The sequence below is a fragment of the Micromonospora haikouensis genome (assembly GCF_000876225.1).
Lineage (GTDB): Bacteria > Actinomycetota > Actinomycetes > Mycobacteriales > Micromonosporaceae > Micromonospora > Micromonospora haikouensis.
Map to the genome: position 1 here is coordinate 822,057 of NZ_JXSX01000001.1, position 16,235 is coordinate 838,291.

The following is a 16,235-nucleotide window of genomic DNA, read 5'->3' on the forward strand; positions in this document are numbered from 1 at the left end:
TGCCGCGCGGCGATCGGATTCTCTGGCGGGAACCGTTCGCTGGCTTGTGGACAAGGAATGGAGAAGCGGCACGGCTGATGAAGGGGACAAGAATGCCACACGAGAGGGCTGACGAGGAGGGCCGCGTGACCGCGCTGGGCCTGTTCCATCGAACGATCAGCGAGGTGGAGGACGCCATCTTGCGGGCGAGGGCTCGGCAGGCGTACCGGACTCTGGGAGAGCCGGCCGAGGAGCGGGCCGCCGCCGACCTCAACCGCTGGCCCGCACTGAGGGAGAAGGCGTGAACCCCCACCGGTCGGCCACCGACCACCTGAACTCCCTCGTCGATCGCACGGACGATAGCGAGTTCGGGGGTGTGGGCGGACTGACGCAGCCGTACCCGCACGAGCCGTCCGCGTCGGAGAAGCTCCACGCGATCTACCAGACCGACCCGACCGACCCCAGCGCCTACGTCGACACCGACCAGCAGGCGCCTTCCGTACACGGGAGCTACTGATGAACCTCAACGTGACGAGGCTCGCCGACATGCGGGCGGAGATCGACCGGGCGCAACTCAACGCCGCAGACAGGGACGTCCTGGAACGTGCCTATGCCGCTGCCCGGAAGGAGTGGCGCGTCCGGCGGAAGAAGCAGTACCGGGCCGGCAGCGAGGCCCGGGACGAGTCTCACGACGAGCTGGTCTACCGGGCCAAGAAGGAGGGGCCGAAGGAGCTTCGACAGCTCAAGACGGACCTGGAGGAGGGACGGATCACGCCCCAGGAAGCCGAGGGCAAGATGCGGAACTTCGTCGCGGAGCACGGTCGCCTCTCCGAGCTGCACCGGTCACTCATCGAGGACGACAACCACCTCGCTGACCTCTACGACAAGCCACTGGCCCAGTTTCAGGATGAGGCGGGGGAAGCGAATCTGCGGGGGCGATTCCCTGCGCTGCCCGGCTCGGCACGCACGCTGGGCGACTACGTCCGCCAGGTGCAGGAACAAGGGAACTGACGACCGGGAGGGCCGGGCCACACCCTCGCGGCGTGCCCGGCCCTTCCTTCGCACACGGGAGGTGTGGTGTGACGAATCGGGAGCTGTCCCGGAAGCCCCGGCGGATCAGGGACCGGCTGCGGCACGGAACCAACCCGGAACGGGACCTCGCGATGCTGGAGGAGATCGGGTACAAGCCCGTCTCTGAGTGGGATAACGAGGAACTGGCCAGGGGCAGGCCACGAAACAAGCGAGGCACTTTCGCTGGTCCTTCGCCATCGTGGCTGTCGGAGGCCATCCAGGCCGAGGCGCGGAAGAGGCTCAAGGAAAGGACGTTCTCGGCCGTCATGGCCCACTCGGAAGCCGTGATGAAGGTCCTGGTCGACCTGGCGACAGACCCCGCGACGCCGGCAGGCGTTCGGGCTGACATCGGCAAGTTCATCTACGAGCAGCTTCACGGCAAGGCCAAGGCCCACGTCGACGTAGGCGCGCAGGCCGCCCCGCGTGTGGCTATCGCTGCGGCCATCGTCCTCGACGACGGACTCCCGCAAGACACACCTGCCGTCCTTGACGGTGAATACATCGAGGACGACGAGGATTCGTAAGGGGAGGAGAGGAATGCTTCAACCATTGACGGCCGAGATCATCGTTAGCTTCGATGGCAGTCATCTCGATCTGACCCGGCTCCGGGGCGGTGGCGGGGACTGCGCAACCGACCTCGCCACGATCTACACGGAGTTGTACAACCGGCTGCGCGACCACAGCATCTTCTTCCATCCGCCTGCTAACAACACGGTCACCTGGGCCGAGCAGGTGACCGGGCCGGATGGCGAAGAAGCCCTCGGTGGCTGGGATCCTCACACTCGGCACTTCGTTCTTCACCGCGACCTGGCCCTGGTACCCGAACTGGTCCGAGACGTAGTGGCGCACGAGATGATTCACCAGATCATCAGCGACTACCCGGGGCCGTCCGACCATGACCATGACGGGCACGGGGACCGCTTCTACAAGGTCGCTCAGACGGTCGCACAGGCGCTGGACATGCCCACACCCAACCATGCCACGGTGGCGGTTTGGCCGACGCTGGACCGGCCCAGAGGCTACTACGGCCCGCTGGTCGCCTACCGGGATGCCCACCCTGCGAAGGGCGACATGACGGCGAAGGCGTTCATAGCGGGCATCCCTGACGCGCTGACCCCTGAGGCCCTGTCGCGAGCAGTGGAAGCCTCTCGTCTGCGGAAGCCAGGGGTGACGAGCATGCCCGACTCGGCCCGGCCAACGTTCCTCACCGCTCGGGCCGACGCCAAGCGGGCCGTTCTCGCGGACAGGGACCTCAAGACGGCGGGGACTGACGCCATCTGGGCTGCGGTGCTGGCGGCTATGGACGCGGCAGGTGCCTACGCCGCGCGAGACAGCATCGATCCTGGCGACTTTACGGCGCTGCTCGCCCCGTGGTCGTGCATGACCGAAGGAGAGACGAAGTGACCAACGTATCGGTGGAGATCAGCGGTGATGCCGGAGACGGTGCCGTCCGCATCGTCGGCGGGGAGACCGCCTTGGTGCCCCGCGCGGGGCTGAGGGTTCACGACCCCAACGGCGAGGGTGCGGTATCGCACAACGGGCTGGTCTATGGACCTACGAAGGTCGAGGTCGGTGAGCTGAGTAACGGGGACTACGGGCTGGCGGCCGTTGACCCAAGCACCGGCGCTCTGGTGGACCTCGCGCAGCTGGCCTTCGGGATGAAGGCGGTATCTGCGACACCAAGCATCAACATCACCAACCAGACTGTGAAGCTGGAAGGCACGGACCTCACCACGCGGATCGGGACCTCTCGCCGGGCGCTGTTCCTCGTGGGCGCTTCCATCACCCTCGACACCTATGCGCGTGAGGGCGTCAACATCTACGTGAGGGGATTGGGGCCGGGCGGAGCGACGATCACCGGATTCATCGGCGTGGGGTTCTACAGCGGCTTGGAGATCTCATCGAGCCCCGAGAGCTTCCTGAGCGGCTCGCTTAGCCCGCAGGCCAGTTCGGTCGACTTCCGGGATGACCTCGCCCCCGGCGAGTGGACCTTTTGGCTGGAGGCCAAGGACACGAGCGCCGACGCCATGGACGGATCTATGGAGGGCAGCCCATACGTCGGCAAGGTCACCATGGTCGTCATGCCGTTCTGACCGGGTGTGGCCCCGCAACGCGTTGTTCGCTGTAAGGCCCGCGACGCGGTTCGGTTGGTACCCACGTGCCACCGGGCCGCGTTCGCGCCTCTGGGGCAACCTGAGAGCCCTTCACGCTGGCATCGCGTTGCGCGGGTCCGGTACGCTTCCCACCAGTAGCGCTCTACGAGCAACCGCATTCTGTGCGATGGCAAGGCCGGGCCTGCCCGCGAGGGCCGTCCGATGGCGAGTCGTAAGGGATCGACTCGGTTCACCAGTCGTATAAGTACTGGTCGAGCTGAATCGTGCCCCTGCGCAGATGTCTCTCGACCAGTTGAGTGAGAGGCGAGATTGTGGGGCTCGTAGAACCGGGGCTCTGGTTGGCGCTCCCTAGCGCTATAGCTGTTGTTGCTTCCCTGGCGTTCCGCCTGATCCGCGACAAGATCCATGCCGAGCGAGACAAGGCCCTGCTTGAGATCGCACTACGCGACGCTCGACCTCGTGAGCGCCGGGAGATCTTGGAAGGGCTGTCCGCCCTGCGCCCACTCAACGCCCGGGTTGTTGATCTTGATGAAGAGCCGGGCGCTAACCTCCCATCGATCTTGTCTGAGAGGCGGAGCAGGAGGGGGCAGTGCTGACGGCATGAGCCGTAGCGTGGTTTTGTGCGGGTCCGGTACGCTGTTGGCGAGTGTCCGTCCCCCGTGGACGGCGTCTGGCCCGCCCCCTAATGAGTGTCTCCCGGTGCCGACGACCGGCGAGATGCGACCCCAAAGCCTCTAAAGCTCTGCTGAAACTGATGAGGGCCAGAGAAACACCTGGGATTCTGCGCAGTCGGCGCGGGGCCTCAGCCTTTGGCCTGTCGTGGCCGAGCTGAGTCCTGCGCGCCTCGCTCGGTCTGGAGCGAGGAGGGTAAGGCAGTGGCACTGTCCAGCATCGAGCCTATCGCCGCAGCAAGTCCGCTGATCGCTGCGGTCGTCGTGGGGCTCCCGGTGGTCGGCAAGGTGATCGTGGCTGGTATCGCCCTGAGGGGTGCTGAGTCCAAGGATCGTGCCGCGATCGTGAAGGCCGTATCCGAGCTGTTCCGGTGGTGGCGTCGCTGATCGGCCTGTAGGGGCGGTAGCTGGCTTCGGCTGGCTGCCGCCCTCAGTTCTTCTTGACGTAGACGCCTTGGCCGGGCTGCCCGTATACGAGGTTCCGCACCTTGTACTCCTTGTGTAGGCGGTGGCCGTCAGCCCTGCTCGTCCTCGTCCGCTGGTGGCTTGGGGCGGCGGTAGTCCCGGATGTATGCCTCGACGTCTGATCGCAGCCACACCGAGCCGCCGATCAGCTTCTGAAACGGCTTCGGGAATCTGGGCAGCAGGATGATCTGCCGGAACCGCGACCGGCTCACTCCCAGCATGTCCTGGATCTCGGCCGCCCCAACGAGCGGACCTGGGACTTCCTCCTCGCCCATGTCCCACAAGGTAGGCACAGTGCGTCCTACCCCTTAGGGCCTGCCGCACACACTCTGCCCTATAGGGCGTGCCCTAGTTGACACCGGGCGACTGTGGGTGTGGGATCGGTGACGCGGTGCCCCCGCCCTGGTGGAGCTGCGCTCGGCGGGGCGGGGTGCCGCAGTAACCGCAGCCCCAGGAGGCCCGATGACCACACCCCGACAGGTGCCGCTTCTGGTGCAGTTGGCCTGGGCTTGCCTCGCCTACCACCGACACCACCGCTGCGGAAAGTGTTTGGACACTGGCTTCTGCCCGATGGTGGAGGTCGCCCGTGCCCGAATCCGGGCGTGGCACTGGTACCGCTACCGCTGGGGTCGGCGATGATCGAGCTGAGGCCCGGCGACGTCCTCTACATAACTGCCGCGTGCAGCGTCCAGTTCACGAAGTCGATGATGTTCCGCTTGATCAAGGTGCGGCACGACCTGGTGACCTACGACCAGTGGATCTGGCTCGACGGATACCAGCTCGACGCTAAAGGCGAGGCGGTGGCCCGACGGGAGATCTTCGTACTTCGGGCCGGGTTGATGCTCCAGCGACGGACCGCCCCCGCGCCCGTGACGCAGAGGCGGTCCAGATCGCCGCAGAGGCGTTAACCCACCGGGGCGGGTGTCGTTGGGCGGGTACCGGTCGGTTCAGTCTCTAAGGGTGTCGGTGCGGATCAGCTCGTGACCCTCGGTGCCATCGTGATTGCCCTTGCCGCAGACGATGCACGGAGCGAGACAGTTGCCCATGAGCAAAGCCGCCCGGGTGTGGGTCTCCCCGAGGCGGGACAAGAGGGCCTGAGCGGCGGTGAGGTCGTGATCGGCCAGGCGGTCCCGCGCCGCTTCGTACGTCCGATCGACCTGCGCCTTGAGCCGATCGAACGCCGCGAGCATGTCGGCGGTCACTTGGCAGCCTCCGCAGCCTTGGCGTGGTTGGCCCGGCACGCCGACCGACCGGCCAGGGTGCGCGGGTGTCCGCAGGCGGAGTGATCCAAGCGGCCCTTCTCGGTGACCTTCGGGGCGAACGCGGGCCTGGCGTCGGGGGCGGCCTTCGCCTTCTTGGCGGTGCCGGGGGTCGGCTCGGTCATCGGGTCCTCCTCGGTGGGGTGCGCCCTGGTGGCGCATCAGCAACGTAAGAGGACCGCTGACCAGTCCTAATCCCTTCCCAACTGGTCTTAGACTTGCGCTCCAACTGGTGGGACTGCCGTTCTGGATCGATGGTCGTACCCTGACCCAGTGCTGGCCGAGGAAGCCCCAAAGATCACCGACTGGATTCAGGCGTGGGGGAGTCTGGGCGGCCTAATCATGTCCGTCCTTGCTGTGATCGCTACGTGGGGACTGCTCCGTCACGAGATCCGGGTACGGCGTGAAGAACGATTGGACGCCGAGTTAGCGCAGGCACGGTTGGTGGTGCCCACGCTCACCGAGGTCGGGCCAGCAGAGCCGTGGAGGGGCGGCAAGCCAAGAGCCACCTACAAGGTTGTGAACTACAGCAGCTCACCGGTCCTCGACGTAACGGTGAGACACCGTTGGGAGGAAGGCAGTCTCGGCCTCCCGCATCACTTCCCAGTGCTGACGGGCGAGGAGAAGGGCGACCTGCAACTGTTCGAGGGGATGCAGCCCGCCATGCTGACCAAGGTCGTCAGGACGTCTCAGATCGAGATCATGTTCACTGACTCCAACGGCCATCGGTGGAGCCGCCTCGACCGACACCCACCTGTGCGAGTCCTAGACAAACCGGTGAGAGATTCCAGGACTGCTCAGGTGGTGATGATCGTCCTCAGTGGGACGATGGCTGCCGGCATGGCCGGGGCTGCGGTGTCTTTGATCGTCCGATGATCGGAGCCGCCACCGCGCGGCGGTCCGCGACGCGCGGTGGATCGATAGTCGTAGGGTGGTGCAGTGCTGGCCGTTGAAGCCCCGAAGGTCACTGACTGGATGCAGGCGTGGGGGAGTCTTGCTGGCCTGGTGATGTCTACCTTTGCCGTGATCTTCACCGGTCTGCTGTTTCGCCATGAGATCCGCGTGCGCCGCGAGGAGCGGCGCGACAACGAGGCGGCTCAGGCTCGACTCATCGTGACTCGATGTGTGGGTCTGTCGTATAAGGATGAGGACGGCATTCGGTTCGTTGAGTCAGTTCATTTCGAAGTGCTCAACTTCAGTGGCCTTCCGATACTTTATCCGATGCTGTTTGCGCGGACGGGTGGCTATGGGTGTCGGTCATCTGCGTACGTGGAACAGGTTGTTACCGACCGGCTTGTCGGGGAAATGGTGCCTAAGCGGCCCTTTCCTGCGCGGATTAAGGGGGGTGGACAGCTGGATGCCGGGTACGTGTCTACCGAGATCTACTTCACAGATGCAAACGGCCTTAGCTGGCAGCGTAAGGACAATGCTGATCCCGTTCGTATCACCCGCCCTTCGGAAACCACCCGGGCCATGTTGTTCGCACCCTGGAAGCGACCATTTGCAGCGGTAGTTCGGTTCTGCCGAATCCTAATCTTCAATACGGACAAGAATCGTCAGCAACGCCGGCTTGACCGCGGCATTCCTTTTGGCGTCATACCAGCCACGTCACGTAGACCCGGCTGGCGAACACTCTCGCTCGGTGGAGGTCGAACCGCTTACGCCAAGCTTCATGATCCTCGCCCTTCCGACGAGGCGGAGCGCTAGTAAACAGCCGGCCTGTGTCGGGGTTGACGGGGTGTGGCCCGATGTCGATGCGCTCGATGATCGACGCGAGGATGGTCCGCTTCCAGACGCTGCCCTTGTCTGCCCACACCGCGCGTAGCTCGGCACCGGGCGGGGGGTTGGTGCGTGCGCGCTTCCTGGTGGTCCTCTCCAGGGTCATGCGGTTGGCCTCAAGCCGATCGGTCAACCGTGCCCGACGACGGCGGTACTCAGCTTCACCGATCAGGTTGTCGTCGCGCTCGTTGGCAAGCTCGACTAACCGCTGCTCGTCATCCATGACGGCCTTGCGTAGCTCCCGCTCTTTGTCGTCCACACCTCCCGACTCCCGGGCCATCGCTTCCCGCAGATCAGGGGAGTCGAGGCGGGTGAACACCTGCTCTGCGATGTACTCCTCAAGCGGCCTCATGACGATGCGGGCGCGACCACACCCCCCGCCTGTCTTGGTCGGTGAGCACTCGTAGGTCGGTCCCTCGGTGCGCTTGGCGCTGGTAGAGGTCATGCGGTTGCCGCAGTGGCAGTACACCAGCCCCGACAGCATGTACTTGCGCTGGTTGGTCTCGCTAGTGCGGCGCGACGGGTCGCTCAGGATCTCGCACACCCGCTCCCAGTCCTCGCGGTCCACGATGGGCTCCCACGGCGTCGGGTAGAACTGCCCGTTGTACTCGCGTAGACCAGCGATGGCGGGGTTAGTGATAGCGCGCTTCAACGTCCGGGGCTGCATCCCGAAGTCCTTGGCGATGCCGTAGACCGTCTCTCCGGCCAGCAGCCGACGCGCGGCGTCCCTGACTCGTGGGGCGTCGGTGGTGTGGTGACGGAACCTGACGTACTTGACCTTGCCCCTAATGATCTCGCGGTCGGCATCGATGCCGAAGGGCAGGTGCCCGCCGTGGAACTCGCCAGCCTCGGCCCTCCGTTGCACGTCCCGCTCCACCCGCTCAGACGTTTCTTCCGCTTCTTCCGCATCACGACGAGCGTCGTCACGGGCGCGGCTACGACCTCGGGCGGTGGTGTAGTCGATGTCGCCAGCCTTGACCGTGGAGATCGGGATCTTGCGTTCCCAGAACAGGGGGATCAGCCGCTCGTGCTCCATCGGTCGACGTGTGAGGCGTGATGTCGACCAGGCAAGAACGGCGTTGAACTCTCCTGCCTCCACCCGCCGGATCATGTCCTCAAAACCGGGCCGAGGCTTCTTGCCATGGACGCTGGCTGAGAGGTCGTTGTCCACAAACACATGCCCGACTTCCCACCCGAGGCGCTCAGCCAGTGCCCGGCAGTCCTCCTCCTGTTTGGCCACACCCAGGGCGCGGCCTTCCCGGTCGTGGCTGATGCGGCAATAGATGGCGGCATTTCGGACGGTCATTGAGCGATCGTACAATGGGTGCATGTTTTCTGGCATCGCGTGGTCGCCCGCGCGCTGGGCCTGCCGCTGGCCGGCACGCTCCGCCCCGAGCCGGGGCTGTGCCGGGGACTGGAGCGCGGGGAGGCCCCCGCCGCCGACGGGCGCGGCCCCCTCGCCGCGCTCTGCCAGCGGATCGTCGGCGAGCTGACCGGCGTCCCGATGCCGGGTGCGGCGTGACCGGCCACGCCGACGGCGAGGAGATCGCCAGCCGGGTGCGGCAGCGCTTCGCGGCCACGGCCGCCCCGGTCACGCCGGCGGCGGTGGTCTCCGCCGTCCGCGCCGAGCCGGCGGCGGCGGTCCTCGGCGACACCGCCGTGCTGCGCATCGCGGGCCGGGTGCACGACGACCTGGTCGGCGCGGGCCCGCTGGCACCCCTGCTCGCCGATCCGGAGGTGACCGACGTTCTCGTCAACGGCAACCGGGTGTGGGTCGACCGGGGCCAGGGCCTGCACCAGGTCGCGGTGCCGGTGGGCACCGTCGACGACGTACGCCGCCTGGCGCAACGCCTCGCCGCCGGAGCCGGCCGTCGCCTCGACGACGGCGCCCCGTATGCCGACGCCCGGCTGCCGGACGGCACGAGGCTGCACGCCGTGCTGCCCCCGGTGGCCACGGACGGGCCCTACCTGTCCCTGCGCACCTTCCGGCAGCGCCCGTTCACGCTGGACGACCTCGTGCGGCAGGGCACCGTGCCCCGGCCGGTCGCACCGGTGCTGGCCGCCGTGGTGGCCGCCCGGCTCGCGTACCTGGTGGTGGGCGGCACCGGCTCCGGCAAGACGACCCTGCTCAACACCCTGCTCGGGCTGGTGCCCGGCAACGAGCGGATCGTGCTGGTCGAGGACGCCGCCGAGCTGCGCCCCCTGCATCCGCACGTGGTCGGACTGCAGGCCCGCACCTCCAACGTGGAGGGTGCCGGCGCGGTCGGGCTCAGCGACCTGGTGCGGCAGGCGCTCCGGATGCGCCCCGACCGGCTCGTCGTCGGGGAATGCCGGGGCGGGGAGGTCGTCGACCTGCTCGCCGCGCTGAACACCGGCCACGACGGCGGCGCGGGGACGCTGCACGCCAACGCGCCCTCGGACGTACCGGCCCGGCTGGAGGCGCTCGGCATGCTGGGCGGGCTGCCCCGGGCCGCGCTGCACGCCCAGGTCGCCGCCGCGCTCCAGGTGCTGCTCCAGGTCCGCCGGGGCGCGCGGGGCCGCGTCCTGGAGTCGGTCTGCCTGCTGCTCCCGGACGGCCCGGACCGCCTCGTCACGGTCGTCCCCGCCTGGGTACGCGGCCACGGCCCCGGTCGGGCCGCGCAGGCCCTCGGCGTGCTGCTGCGGGAGCGGGACGTGCCCGTCCCGTCGGTCCTGGGTGAGGCGTGGCGGGGCGGCACCGAGCGGGACGGCCGGGCCGGGGCCCCTGCCCGCCACGGGGAGCTCGGGTGAGCACGACCGAATGGCTGGTGGCCGCCCTCCTCGTCGCCGCCGCTGCGGCCGTGGTGTGGCCGATGCGCAGCAGCCGGGCCAGGAGACGCGCGCTGCTCGGGCAACCGCCCCCGCACCCGGCGGGGTCCGGCGCGCCGGATGCCGGTCGGCCGGTGCGGGACCCCGCGCCGTCCGGCGCCCGCCCGGCCTGGGCCACCGCCGGCCCGTGCACCCCGGGCCCGCCCTCCAGCCGGTCCGGCCCGACGGGTCACCGTCCCTCGCCCGGCCCGACCGGTCACCGTCCCTCGGTCGGCCCCGCTGGCGCTCCCGGTCCGGCGGAGCCCGGCGGACGGTCCGGCCCGCCCGGTCGGCGTGATCCGCGCAGGCCGGCAGGTGCCCTGCTCCGATCCGAGACGCCGCCCCACCCGGGCCCGTCCACGGTTCCGCCGCGCGACGGGGCGGGCGGCGGTGGGCGTGCCCGGCTGTCGGTGGCCGGTCTCCGGTCGCTGCGCGCCCCGGCCTGGCTGTCGGCCTCGCCCCGGCGGGCCCGGCTGGTCGGGGGCGTGGCGGGTGCGGCGTCCGGTGCCGTGCTGGCCGGGCCGGTGGCCGCCGTGGTGGTCGGCGCGTACGGGGCGCTGGCCGTACGTGGTCTGCTCCGCAGGCGGCTGGCCCGGCAGGCGCAGCTCGCGCGACGGCGCAGCCTGGACCAGCTCTGCGCCCTCGCCGCGGACCTGCGTGCCGGCGTTCCGGTGCTGACGGCCGCCGCCTCGCTGCCCGTCGACCCCGCAGCTGCCGACCGGCTAGGGCGGCTGGCCCGCGCGGCGGTTCAGCTCGCCGACCGGACCGGGGCACCCCTGGCCGACCTGCTGGAACGCATCGAGGCCGACGCGCGGGCCACCGATCGGGGACTCGCGGCCGCCGCAGCGCAGGCGGCCGGGAGCCGGGCCACCGCCTGGCTCCTCGCCGCGCTGCCCCTCGGCGGCATCGGGCTGGGGTACGGGGTCGGCGTCGACCCCGTCGCGGTCCTGCTGCACACCCCCGTCGGTGGTGGCTGCGCGGTGGTGGCCGTCGTCCTCCAGCTCGCCGGCCTGTTCTGGGCCGAACGGCTCGGCGCGGCACCGGACGGGAGCCGCTGATGTCCCGCCATGCGCTGGCCGCCGGCTGTCTCGCCGTGGCGGCCGTGCTCGCCCTGTCCGTCCGTACGCGGGCCGCCCCCGCCCGGCGGCTGCGCGGCCTGAGCCGGCGGAACGAGCCTGCCGGGCGGTCGCGCCCGGCGTGGTGGCCCGACCCGGTACGCCTCGGGGCAGGGCTGGCCGGGGCGGCGGTCCTGATCGTGCTGGGCGGCTGGTCGGGACTGCTCGGCGGTGCTTTCGCCGCCGTCGTGGCGGACCGGGGACTGCGCCGGATCGAGCCGCGCGTCGCCCGGGAGCGGCGGCTGCGGGAGGCCGCCGACCTGCCCCTCGCCGCGGACCTTCTCGCGTCCGCGATGCGGGCCGGGGCACCCGTCGACCGTTCGGTGCTCGCGGTGGCCGAAGCGCTCGGCGGACCGTTGGGGGACCGCCTCGGCCGCGTCGGCCGGACCCTGCTCCTCGGCGGCGGCTCCGAGGAGGCGTGGGCGCATCTCGCCGCGGTACCGGGGGCCGAGCGGCTGGCCGGGGCGGCGCTGCGCTCGTCGAGCAGCGGTGCCGCCCTCGCCGGCGCGCTGACCCGTCTGGCCGACGACCTGCGCGCCGACCGCTCGACCGCCGCCGAGGCGTCCGCCCGCCGGGCCGGTGTCCTCATCGTGCTGCCGCTGGGGCTCTGCTTCCTGCCGGCCTTCATTCTCGCCGGCCTGGTGCCGGTGATCGTCGCCGTCCTCGGCGACGTGCTCTGAGCGCCGTCGGCCGTCCGGCCGCGCGGCGACAAGTCGAGAAAGGAACACACATGCGAAAGCTCCTCGTGCGCCTGCGCGGCGACGCCGGGATGAACACCGCCGAGTACGCCGTCGGCACCCTCGCCGCCGTCGCGTTCGCCGGCATCCTGCTCAAGGTGCTGACCTCGGGCAACGTCCAGTCCGCGCTGACCGCCGTGATCGACCGGGCGCTGAAGTGACGCGCCGCCGGCAGGCCGTGCGCGATCGGGGTGCGCCGGAGCGGCAGCCAGCATCCGGTCGACGTGGCCGTCGGGCGCGGCGGCGTCCACTCCGGCGGCCCCGGGAGCGTGGGTCGTTCACGGCCGAAATGGCCGCCGGCCTGCCGGCGTTGCTGCTGCTCCTGCTCGCCGGTCTCACCGCCGTCAACGCGGTGGCGACGCAGGCCGGCTGCCTCGGGGCGGCCCGGGAGGCGGCGCTCGCCGCCTCCCGGGGCCAGCCCGGCGTCGCGGCGGGCGAGGCGGCGGCACCCGCCGGAGCCGACGTCTCGGTCTCGGTGGGCGGCGAAAGGGTCACCGCGTCGGTACGGGCGCCCGTGCGCGCCCTCGGCGCTCGGCTGCCCCTCATCACCGTGACCGCTACGGCGGTCGCCGCCGTCGAGCCCGGCGCTCCGGGCCCGCAGCCGTGAGGACCCGCTCAGTCACCCTGGCCGCACCGGCCCGCGCAGCGGGCGCTCCGGGCAACGGGCGATCCGGCGGGGCCGGGACGAGCGGGGCGACCGTGGGCCGGCGGTGCGGTGGCGGTCGGGGTGGGGTGGCGGTGGGCCGGCGGTGCGGCGGCGATCGGGGCGGGGCGACCGTGTGTCTGCTCGCCGTCGGGCTGATGTTCGTGATCGTCGGCGTCTTCGGCGCGGCCGTCGAGGCTGCCCGGGTCGCGCGCCAGCGGGCCGCGGTGGCGGCGGACTTCGCCGCGCTCGCCGCAGCGGCGCAGGCGCTCACCGGCGGCGAGGTGGCCTGCGCGTCCGCTGATGCCGTCGCTCGGGCCAACGGGGCGCGGCTGGCCGGCTGCCGGCTCGACGGGCTGGACGCCGTGGTGGCGACGGAGGTGACCGTCACGCCGGTGCCCGGCCTCACCCGGGTCGCCACGGCGACCGCCCGCGCCGGCCCGGCCCGGGCATGACGCATCGACGGTGGCGCGCGCCCCCAGGGGCAACAGGTGTGCCCCGGCGGCTCTCGCGGGGCGGCGTCCCGCGCGCTTAGGTGGGATGACGAAGATCGCCCGGCTCGTCCCGGCCGGCTCGTCGCCCGAGAACGGCCCCACCCGTCCGAACCGGTCCCGCGGAGCCCGTCGAACGGAGACGATCATGCACGCACGGCAGGACCCGGAGCGGCAGCGCCGGCTGTGCTCAGCGTCGCTGACGGGACCCGTCCGGGACGCGGAACCGGCGGTTGCGCACCCGGCCCACGCCGACCTGGGGCCGGAGGCCCTCACGCCGGCCGCGCTGCCGGCGCTCCAGCGCGCCATCGGCAACGCCGAGGTCGGCCGCCTGCTGGCCGGAGGACAGCCGGTCCAGCGGTCGACGGTGCCGGAGGTGCTGCGTTCTGCGGGGGCGCCGCTCGACGAGACGACCAGGGCCGACATGGAGGCCAGGCTCGGCGCCGACTTCTCCGACGTCCGGCTGCACACCGGCACGGCGGCGGAGCAGTCGGCCGGCGAGATCGGGGCGCGGGCCTACACCTCGGGCAACCACGTGGTGATCGGCCAGGGCGGTGCCGACCGGCACACCCTCGCCCACGAGCTGACCCACGTCGTCCAGCAGCGCCTGGGCGCGGTGGACGGCACGGATCACGGCGGCGGGCTGCGGATCAGCGATCCGTCCGACCGGTTCGAGCGGGAGGCCGAGGAGACCGCGACCAGGGCGCTGTCCGTGGCACCTCCGTCCCCGGCCGTCGAGTCGGAGCAGCACGACGCGGACACCGGCGGGCACGGGGTCGGGGCGCCGACGGTCCAGCGGATGATCGCTGCGGGGGACCCGGCGGACCCCACCCTGCTGGAGTCGAACGATGTCCCCACCTATCCGGCGTTCGCGGGCCTTCCCCAGCCGATGATCGCCCAACTGCAGACGCTGGCCGCCGACGACGAGGAGATCTACCACGTCGAGGAGGCGCTGGCGGTGGTGCGGAACACGCTGACCGGTGGGATCAACGTGGTCAGCCGGGGAGAGGCCAACTTCCTGCGGGACCTCGCGAGCCAGCGCGGTCAGGTGTCGGCCTACGACCCGGACATGACGCCGACGGCGCAATCCACGCTTGCGAGCGTCGGCGTGCCCGCCAACGCGGTGACGCTTCACCAGGCATCCATCACCGCGTTCGGCAACCACGTGCCGCACACCGACATCTTCGTGCCGCACCCGGGGCCGTGGACGAAGCTGGCGCCGCCGAACGACCTCGCTTCCTGCCTCGACGAGGTGATGGGGGCCGCAAGCCATGCCTATGTGCTGACCGACAACGAGCCCGGCCAGGGGTTCGCGCAGAGCGTCATCGACGGCATCAACAGGGTAAACAGCGGCAACGCCAGCGTGCCCGGCTACGTGCCCCTGACCTTCACCGTCAGGGAGTTCAACGTGCCGGAGGGCACCGAGGTCGAGCTCGGGAACCCGGACTTCGACCGGACCCGCGTTCCGCTCACAACCCGGCACAGCCCCAACTACCGGCTGATCCACATCTCCCGCGCCTGAACGCCGCCGCTGCCGGTGCTTTCCTTGCCGGAGTCGGCCTAGCGATCTGCGTGAACGCCCACCGACCTCCACCTGGCACCTGTGTCACGGTCGCTCACCCGGCCTCGGCGTGGTGTAAGCGGGCGGGCACGCAACAAGATCGTGCTCGATCAGGGAAAGTGTTGCCTCCTACCCGCTTGGGAGGCCACTGGCCCGACAAGCTTCGGAGCTGCGAGATCTTGGAAGCGCATGGCCCTTCCGGGGGCCGGAATCTTCCAAGATCTCCCTGATTCCCCACACACGTCGAGGTTAGGGGCTAGCCCTGGGTGGCCTCGGTGACCTGCCTGGTGCGGCCGAGGCGGTGGTGGGCGCCGACCGGGTGGCGACGGCCAAGGTCCGTATCGGGCCGGTGGGGCACGCGCTGCTGGCGGTCGTCCTCCGGCGGCCACCGCGGCGAGCGCCGACGTCCTGCGCCTGGCCGAGCAGATGGGAGTGGTGGTGTTGGGCCGTCCCGGCCCGGCCCCGGCCGTTCAGCGGAGCCGGGACCGAAAGCCGGCGGCGGGACCGAAGGCCGTCGGACCGGGGCGACGTCAGGGCCAGCGGCCCCGGGTCAGCGGCCCTGGAGGGCGTCCAGGCCGATCGCCATGGCGATCACGAGCCGCCGGTCGATCTGCGGGTTGTGTACCTCGACGACGTACCGGTCGCGCAGGCCCCACTTCTTGATGACCGAGAACACCGGCTGGCCGTCGGCGGTGAAGTCGAAGTGGTACGGCAGCCAGGACAGCGAGTCGACGAACCGGCGCAGCAGCGCCACCGGCATGCTGCGTTCCTGGCCGGTGATCTGCGGCAGGCCGGCCTGCTCGACGTGCCACGTGGACCGCAGCAGCGACTGGGCGAAGTCCTTGCGGAACAGCCCGATCGGGGTGCCGGCGTGGTCGGTCACGTCGTACGTGGCGCCGAGGTCCAGCCGCTGCCGGGCCTTGAAGCCGAGCAGCGGCTGCTGCTTGCTGTCGTCGGTGTAGATGGTGACCTGTTCCTTGAACGCCAGCCGCTTCTGCTGTGCGAACGCCAGCAGCCCGCCTTCCGAGCCGTCGGGGGCGACGGAGTGGACCTCGTACTGGTTGACCATCATCCGGATCCGTTGCCGGACGTGGAACTGCTGCTGGTGCTGCAAGGTGTCGAGCTGCATGAGATCTCCTCCAAAGGGTCGCCGGAGTCTCGCACAGCCCGCCGACACCCGCCCGCCGGCTGACGGCCGCCGACACCCGCCCGCCGGCCGCCGGCCCGCTGGCAGCCGTCAGCGCCCGCCGTCGACGGTGGCCTTGAGCGCCCACGCGTTGAGCACCTGGTGGATGCCGCGCAGCCGCTCGTTGATCTGTTCCAGCCGCTCCGCCTGGGCGAGCGTGGCCATGGCGGCACCGAGGGCGATCTGCTGGTCGGGGGTGAGGTGTTCCTGGTCGATGGTGTAGAGCAGGTCGACGGTCTCGGCGATGGTGTCGGCCACGACTCCTCCTCCGGCGGCTGGAAACGGCGATCTCAGGGTAGTGGGGCGGGTGCCTGACATGGAAGCGCTCCCATGCATCA

The 16,235-nt window shown here is 70.3% G+C and carries 23 protein-coding genes and 1 pseudogene; 18 read left to right on the forward strand and 6 right to left on the reverse strand.

Features of this window, described 5'->3' with window-relative positions; all coding sequences use genetic code 11:
• Positions 1-125: 125 nt before the first annotated feature.
• The 7 genes from TK50_RS34065 to TK50_RS03725 all read left to right on the forward strand — a co-directional run bounded on the left by TK50_RS34065 (position 126) and on the right by TK50_RS03725 (position 4,222).
• The gene (locus TK50_RS34065) at positions 126-284 is read left to right on the forward strand and encodes a hypothetical protein (RefSeq protein ID WP_158499152.1); all 159 of its coding nucleotides are present in this window, start codon (positions 126-128) and stop codon (positions 282-284) included.
• A complete protein-coding gene (locus TK50_RS03700; protein WP_043961473.1) occupies positions 281-496 on the forward strand; it encodes a hypothetical protein in 216 nt (71 codons plus the stop codon). Before TK50_RS34065 ends, TK50_RS03700 begins: the two co-directional genes overlap by 4 nt.
• Complete coding sequence (locus TK50_RS03705; protein ID WP_043961474.1) at positions 496-990, forward strand: hypothetical protein; 495 nt, start codon at positions 496-498, stop codon at positions 988-990. Before TK50_RS03700 ends, TK50_RS03705 begins: the two co-directional genes overlap by 1 nt.
• Before the next feature lie 68 nt (positions 991-1,058).
• Positions 1,059-1,574: a hypothetical protein gene (locus TK50_RS03710; protein WP_043961475.1), complete on the forward strand. Its 516-nt coding sequence runs from the start codon at positions 1,059-1,061 to the stop codon at positions 1,572-1,574.
• Between the two features lie 25 nt (positions 1,575-1,599).
• Positions 1,600-2,454 (forward strand): SprT family zinc-dependent metalloprotease, encoded by an 855-nt coding sequence (locus tag TK50_RS03715; protein WP_144420151.1) that lies wholly within the window; start codon positions 1,600-1,602, stop codon positions 2,452-2,454.
• On the forward strand, positions 2,451-3,143 hold the full coding sequence (locus tag TK50_RS03720) for a hypothetical protein (protein WP_043961477.1): 693 nt from the start codon (positions 2,451-2,453) through the stop codon (positions 3,141-3,143). Before TK50_RS03715 ends, TK50_RS03720 begins: the two co-directional genes overlap by 4 nt.
• 896 nt (positions 3,144-4,039) lie before the next feature.
• Positions 4,040-4,222: a hypothetical protein gene (locus TK50_RS03725; protein ID WP_043961478.1), complete on the forward strand. Its 183-nt coding sequence runs from the start codon at positions 4,040-4,042 to the stop codon at positions 4,220-4,222.
• A 128-nt stretch (positions 4,223-4,350) separates the two neighbouring features.
• Here TK50_RS03725 and TK50_RS03730 read toward each other — a convergent pair whose 3' ends face one another.
• The gene (locus tag TK50_RS03730) at positions 4,351-4,575 is read right to left on the reverse strand and encodes a helix-turn-helix transcriptional regulator (protein ID WP_043963752.1); all 225 of its coding nucleotides are present in this window, start codon (positions 4,573-4,575) and stop codon (positions 4,351-4,353) included.
• Positions 4,576-4,902: 327 nt separating this feature from the next.
• On the opposite strand from TK50_RS03730, the gene TK50_RS03735 reads away from it, so the two are divergent.
• Positions 4,903-5,208 (forward strand): hypothetical protein, encoded by a 306-nt coding sequence (locus TK50_RS03735; RefSeq protein ID WP_241773912.1) that lies wholly within the window; start codon positions 4,903-4,905, stop codon positions 5,206-5,208.
• 39 nt (positions 5,209-5,247) lie between these two features.
• On the opposite strand, the gene TK50_RS03740 is transcribed toward TK50_RS03735, so the two are convergent.
• Together TK50_RS03740 and TK50_RS03745 are read right to left on the reverse strand one after the other, a co-directional pair.
• Positions 5,248-5,502 carry a hypothetical protein gene (locus tag TK50_RS03740; RefSeq protein ID WP_043961479.1) on the reverse strand — a complete coding sequence of 85 codons (255 nt, stop codon included), beginning with the start codon at positions 5,500-5,502 and terminating at the stop codon, positions 5,248-5,250.
• A complete protein-coding gene (locus TK50_RS03745; RefSeq protein ID WP_043961480.1) occupies positions 5,499-5,684 on the reverse strand; it encodes a hypothetical protein in 186 nt (61 codons plus the stop codon). Before TK50_RS03745 ends, TK50_RS03740 begins: the two co-directional genes overlap by 4 nt.
• 148 nt (positions 5,685-5,832) lie before the next feature.
• Here TK50_RS03745 and TK50_RS03750 point away from each other — a divergent pair, with 148 nt between their 5' ends.
• Both TK50_RS03750 and TK50_RS33450 read left to right on the forward strand, forming a co-directional pair.
• Entirely contained in the window at positions 5,833-6,435 is a 603-nt protein-coding gene (locus TK50_RS03750) for a hypothetical protein (RefSeq protein WP_043961481.1), read from the forward strand.
• A gap of 63 nt (positions 6,436-6,498) precedes the next feature.
• Complete coding sequence (locus TK50_RS33450) at positions 6,499-7,266, forward strand: hypothetical protein (protein ID WP_144420152.1); 768 nt, start codon at positions 6,499-6,501, stop codon at positions 7,264-7,266.
• On the opposite strand, the gene TK50_RS03755 is transcribed toward TK50_RS33450, so the two are convergent.
• Complete coding sequence (locus TK50_RS03755) at positions 7,154-8,644, reverse strand: recombinase family protein (protein ID WP_043961482.1); 1,491 nt, start codon at positions 8,642-8,644, stop codon at positions 7,154-7,156. The two genes, TK50_RS33450 and TK50_RS03755, sit on opposite strands and share 113 nt — an antisense overlap.
• Before the next feature lie 42 nt (positions 8,645-8,686).
• Between TK50_RS03755 and TK50_RS33455 the strand changes: the two are divergent.
• From TK50_RS33455 to TK50_RS33460, 8 genes and pseudogenes are all read left to right on the forward strand, one after another.
• Positions 8,687-8,860: pseudogene (locus tag TK50_RS33455) on the forward strand (septum site-determining protein Ssd); the annotation flags it as partial.
• Entirely contained in the window at positions 8,857-10,107 is a 1,251-nt protein-coding gene (locus tag TK50_RS03760) for a TadA family conjugal transfer-associated ATPase (protein ID WP_043961483.1), read from the forward strand. The pseudogene TK50_RS33455 and the gene TK50_RS03760, both read left to right, overlap by 4 nt.
• Positions 10,104-11,222 (forward strand): hypothetical protein, encoded by a 1,119-nt coding sequence (locus tag TK50_RS34700; protein ID WP_052503595.1) that lies wholly within the window; start codon positions 10,104-10,106, stop codon positions 11,220-11,222. Before TK50_RS03760 ends, TK50_RS34700 begins: the two co-directional genes overlap by 4 nt.
• Positions 11,222-11,959 (forward strand): type II secretion system F family protein, encoded by a 738-nt coding sequence (locus TK50_RS03770; RefSeq protein ID WP_043961484.1) that lies wholly within the window; start codon positions 11,222-11,224, stop codon positions 11,957-11,959. The genes TK50_RS34700 and TK50_RS03770 overlap by 1 nt, the downstream gene beginning before the upstream one ends.
• A gap of 50 nt (positions 11,960-12,009) precedes the next feature.
• Positions 12,010-12,177, forward strand: coding sequence for a DUF4244 domain-containing protein (locus TK50_RS32745; RefSeq protein ID WP_077935702.1), 168 nt, complete (start codon positions 12,010-12,012; stop codon positions 12,175-12,177).
• A 128-nt stretch (positions 12,178-12,305) separates the two neighbouring features.
• Entirely contained in the window at positions 12,306-12,623 is a 318-nt protein-coding gene (locus tag TK50_RS03775; RefSeq protein WP_043961485.1) for a TadE family type IV pilus minor pilin, read from the forward strand.
• Between the two features lie 17 nt (positions 12,624-12,640).
• Positions 12,641-13,114 carry an Rv3654c family TadE-like protein gene (locus tag TK50_RS34705; protein WP_082106364.1) on the forward strand — a complete coding sequence of 158 codons (474 nt, stop codon included), beginning with the start codon at positions 12,641-12,643 and terminating at the stop codon, positions 13,112-13,114.
• Between the two features lie 184 nt (positions 13,115-13,298).
• On the forward strand, positions 13,299-14,672 hold the full coding sequence (locus TK50_RS33460; RefSeq protein ID WP_144420153.1) for an eCIS core domain-containing protein: 1,374 nt from the start codon (positions 13,299-13,301) through the stop codon (positions 14,670-14,672).
• Positions 14,673-15,261: 589 nt separating this feature from the next.
• Here TK50_RS33460 and TK50_RS03790 read toward each other — a convergent pair.
• Both TK50_RS03790 and TK50_RS03795 read right to left on the reverse strand, forming a co-directional pair.
• The gene (locus TK50_RS03790; protein ID WP_043961487.1) at positions 15,262-15,840 is read right to left on the reverse strand and encodes an LURP-one-related family protein; all 579 of its coding nucleotides are present in this window, start codon (positions 15,838-15,840) and stop codon (positions 15,262-15,264) included.
• A 108-nt stretch (positions 15,841-15,948) separates the two neighbouring features.
• Positions 15,949-16,155: a hypothetical protein gene (locus TK50_RS03795; RefSeq protein WP_043961488.1), complete on the reverse strand. Its 207-nt coding sequence runs from the start codon at positions 16,153-16,155 to the stop codon at positions 15,949-15,951.
• Positions 16,156-16,235: the final 80 nt, after the last annotated feature.

Bases quoted from the DNA above. Each gene is read 5' to 3' on its own strand.
- TK50_RS03705 (WP_043961474.1), top strand. From the start codon at position 496: ATGAACCTCAACGTGACGAGGCTCGCCGACATGCGGGCGGAGATCGAC.
- TK50_RS03730 (WP_043963752.1), bottom strand. From the start codon at position 4,575: ATGGGCGAGGAGGAAGTCCCAGGTCCGCTCGTTGGGGCGGCCGAGATC.
- TK50_RS03745 (WP_043961480.1), bottom strand. From the start codon at position 5,684: ATGACCGAGCCGACCCCCGGCACCGCCAAGAAGGCGAAGGCCGCCCCC.
- TK50_RS03755 (WP_043961482.1), bottom strand. From the start codon at position 8,644: ATGACCGTCCGAAATGCCGCCATCTATTGCCGCATCAGCCACGACCGG.
- TK50_RS03770 (WP_043961484.1), top strand. From the start codon at position 11,222: ATGTCCCGCCATGCGCTGGCCGCCGGCTGTCTCGCCGTGGCGGCCGTG.
- TK50_RS32745 (WP_077935702.1), top strand. From the start codon at position 12,010: ATGCGAAAGCTCCTCGTGCGCCTGCGCGGCGACGCCGGGATGAACACC.
- TK50_RS03775 (WP_043961485.1), top strand. From the start codon at position 12,306: ATGGCCGCCGGCCTGCCGGCGTTGCTGCTGCTCCTGCTCGCCGGTCTC.
- TK50_RS33460 (WP_144420153.1), top strand. From the start codon at position 13,299: ATGCACGCACGGCAGGACCCGGAGCGGCAGCGCCGGCTGTGCTCAGCG.
- TK50_RS03790 (WP_043961487.1), bottom strand. From the start codon at position 15,840: ATGCAGCTCGACACCTTGCAGCACCAGCAGCAGTTCCACGTCCGGCAA.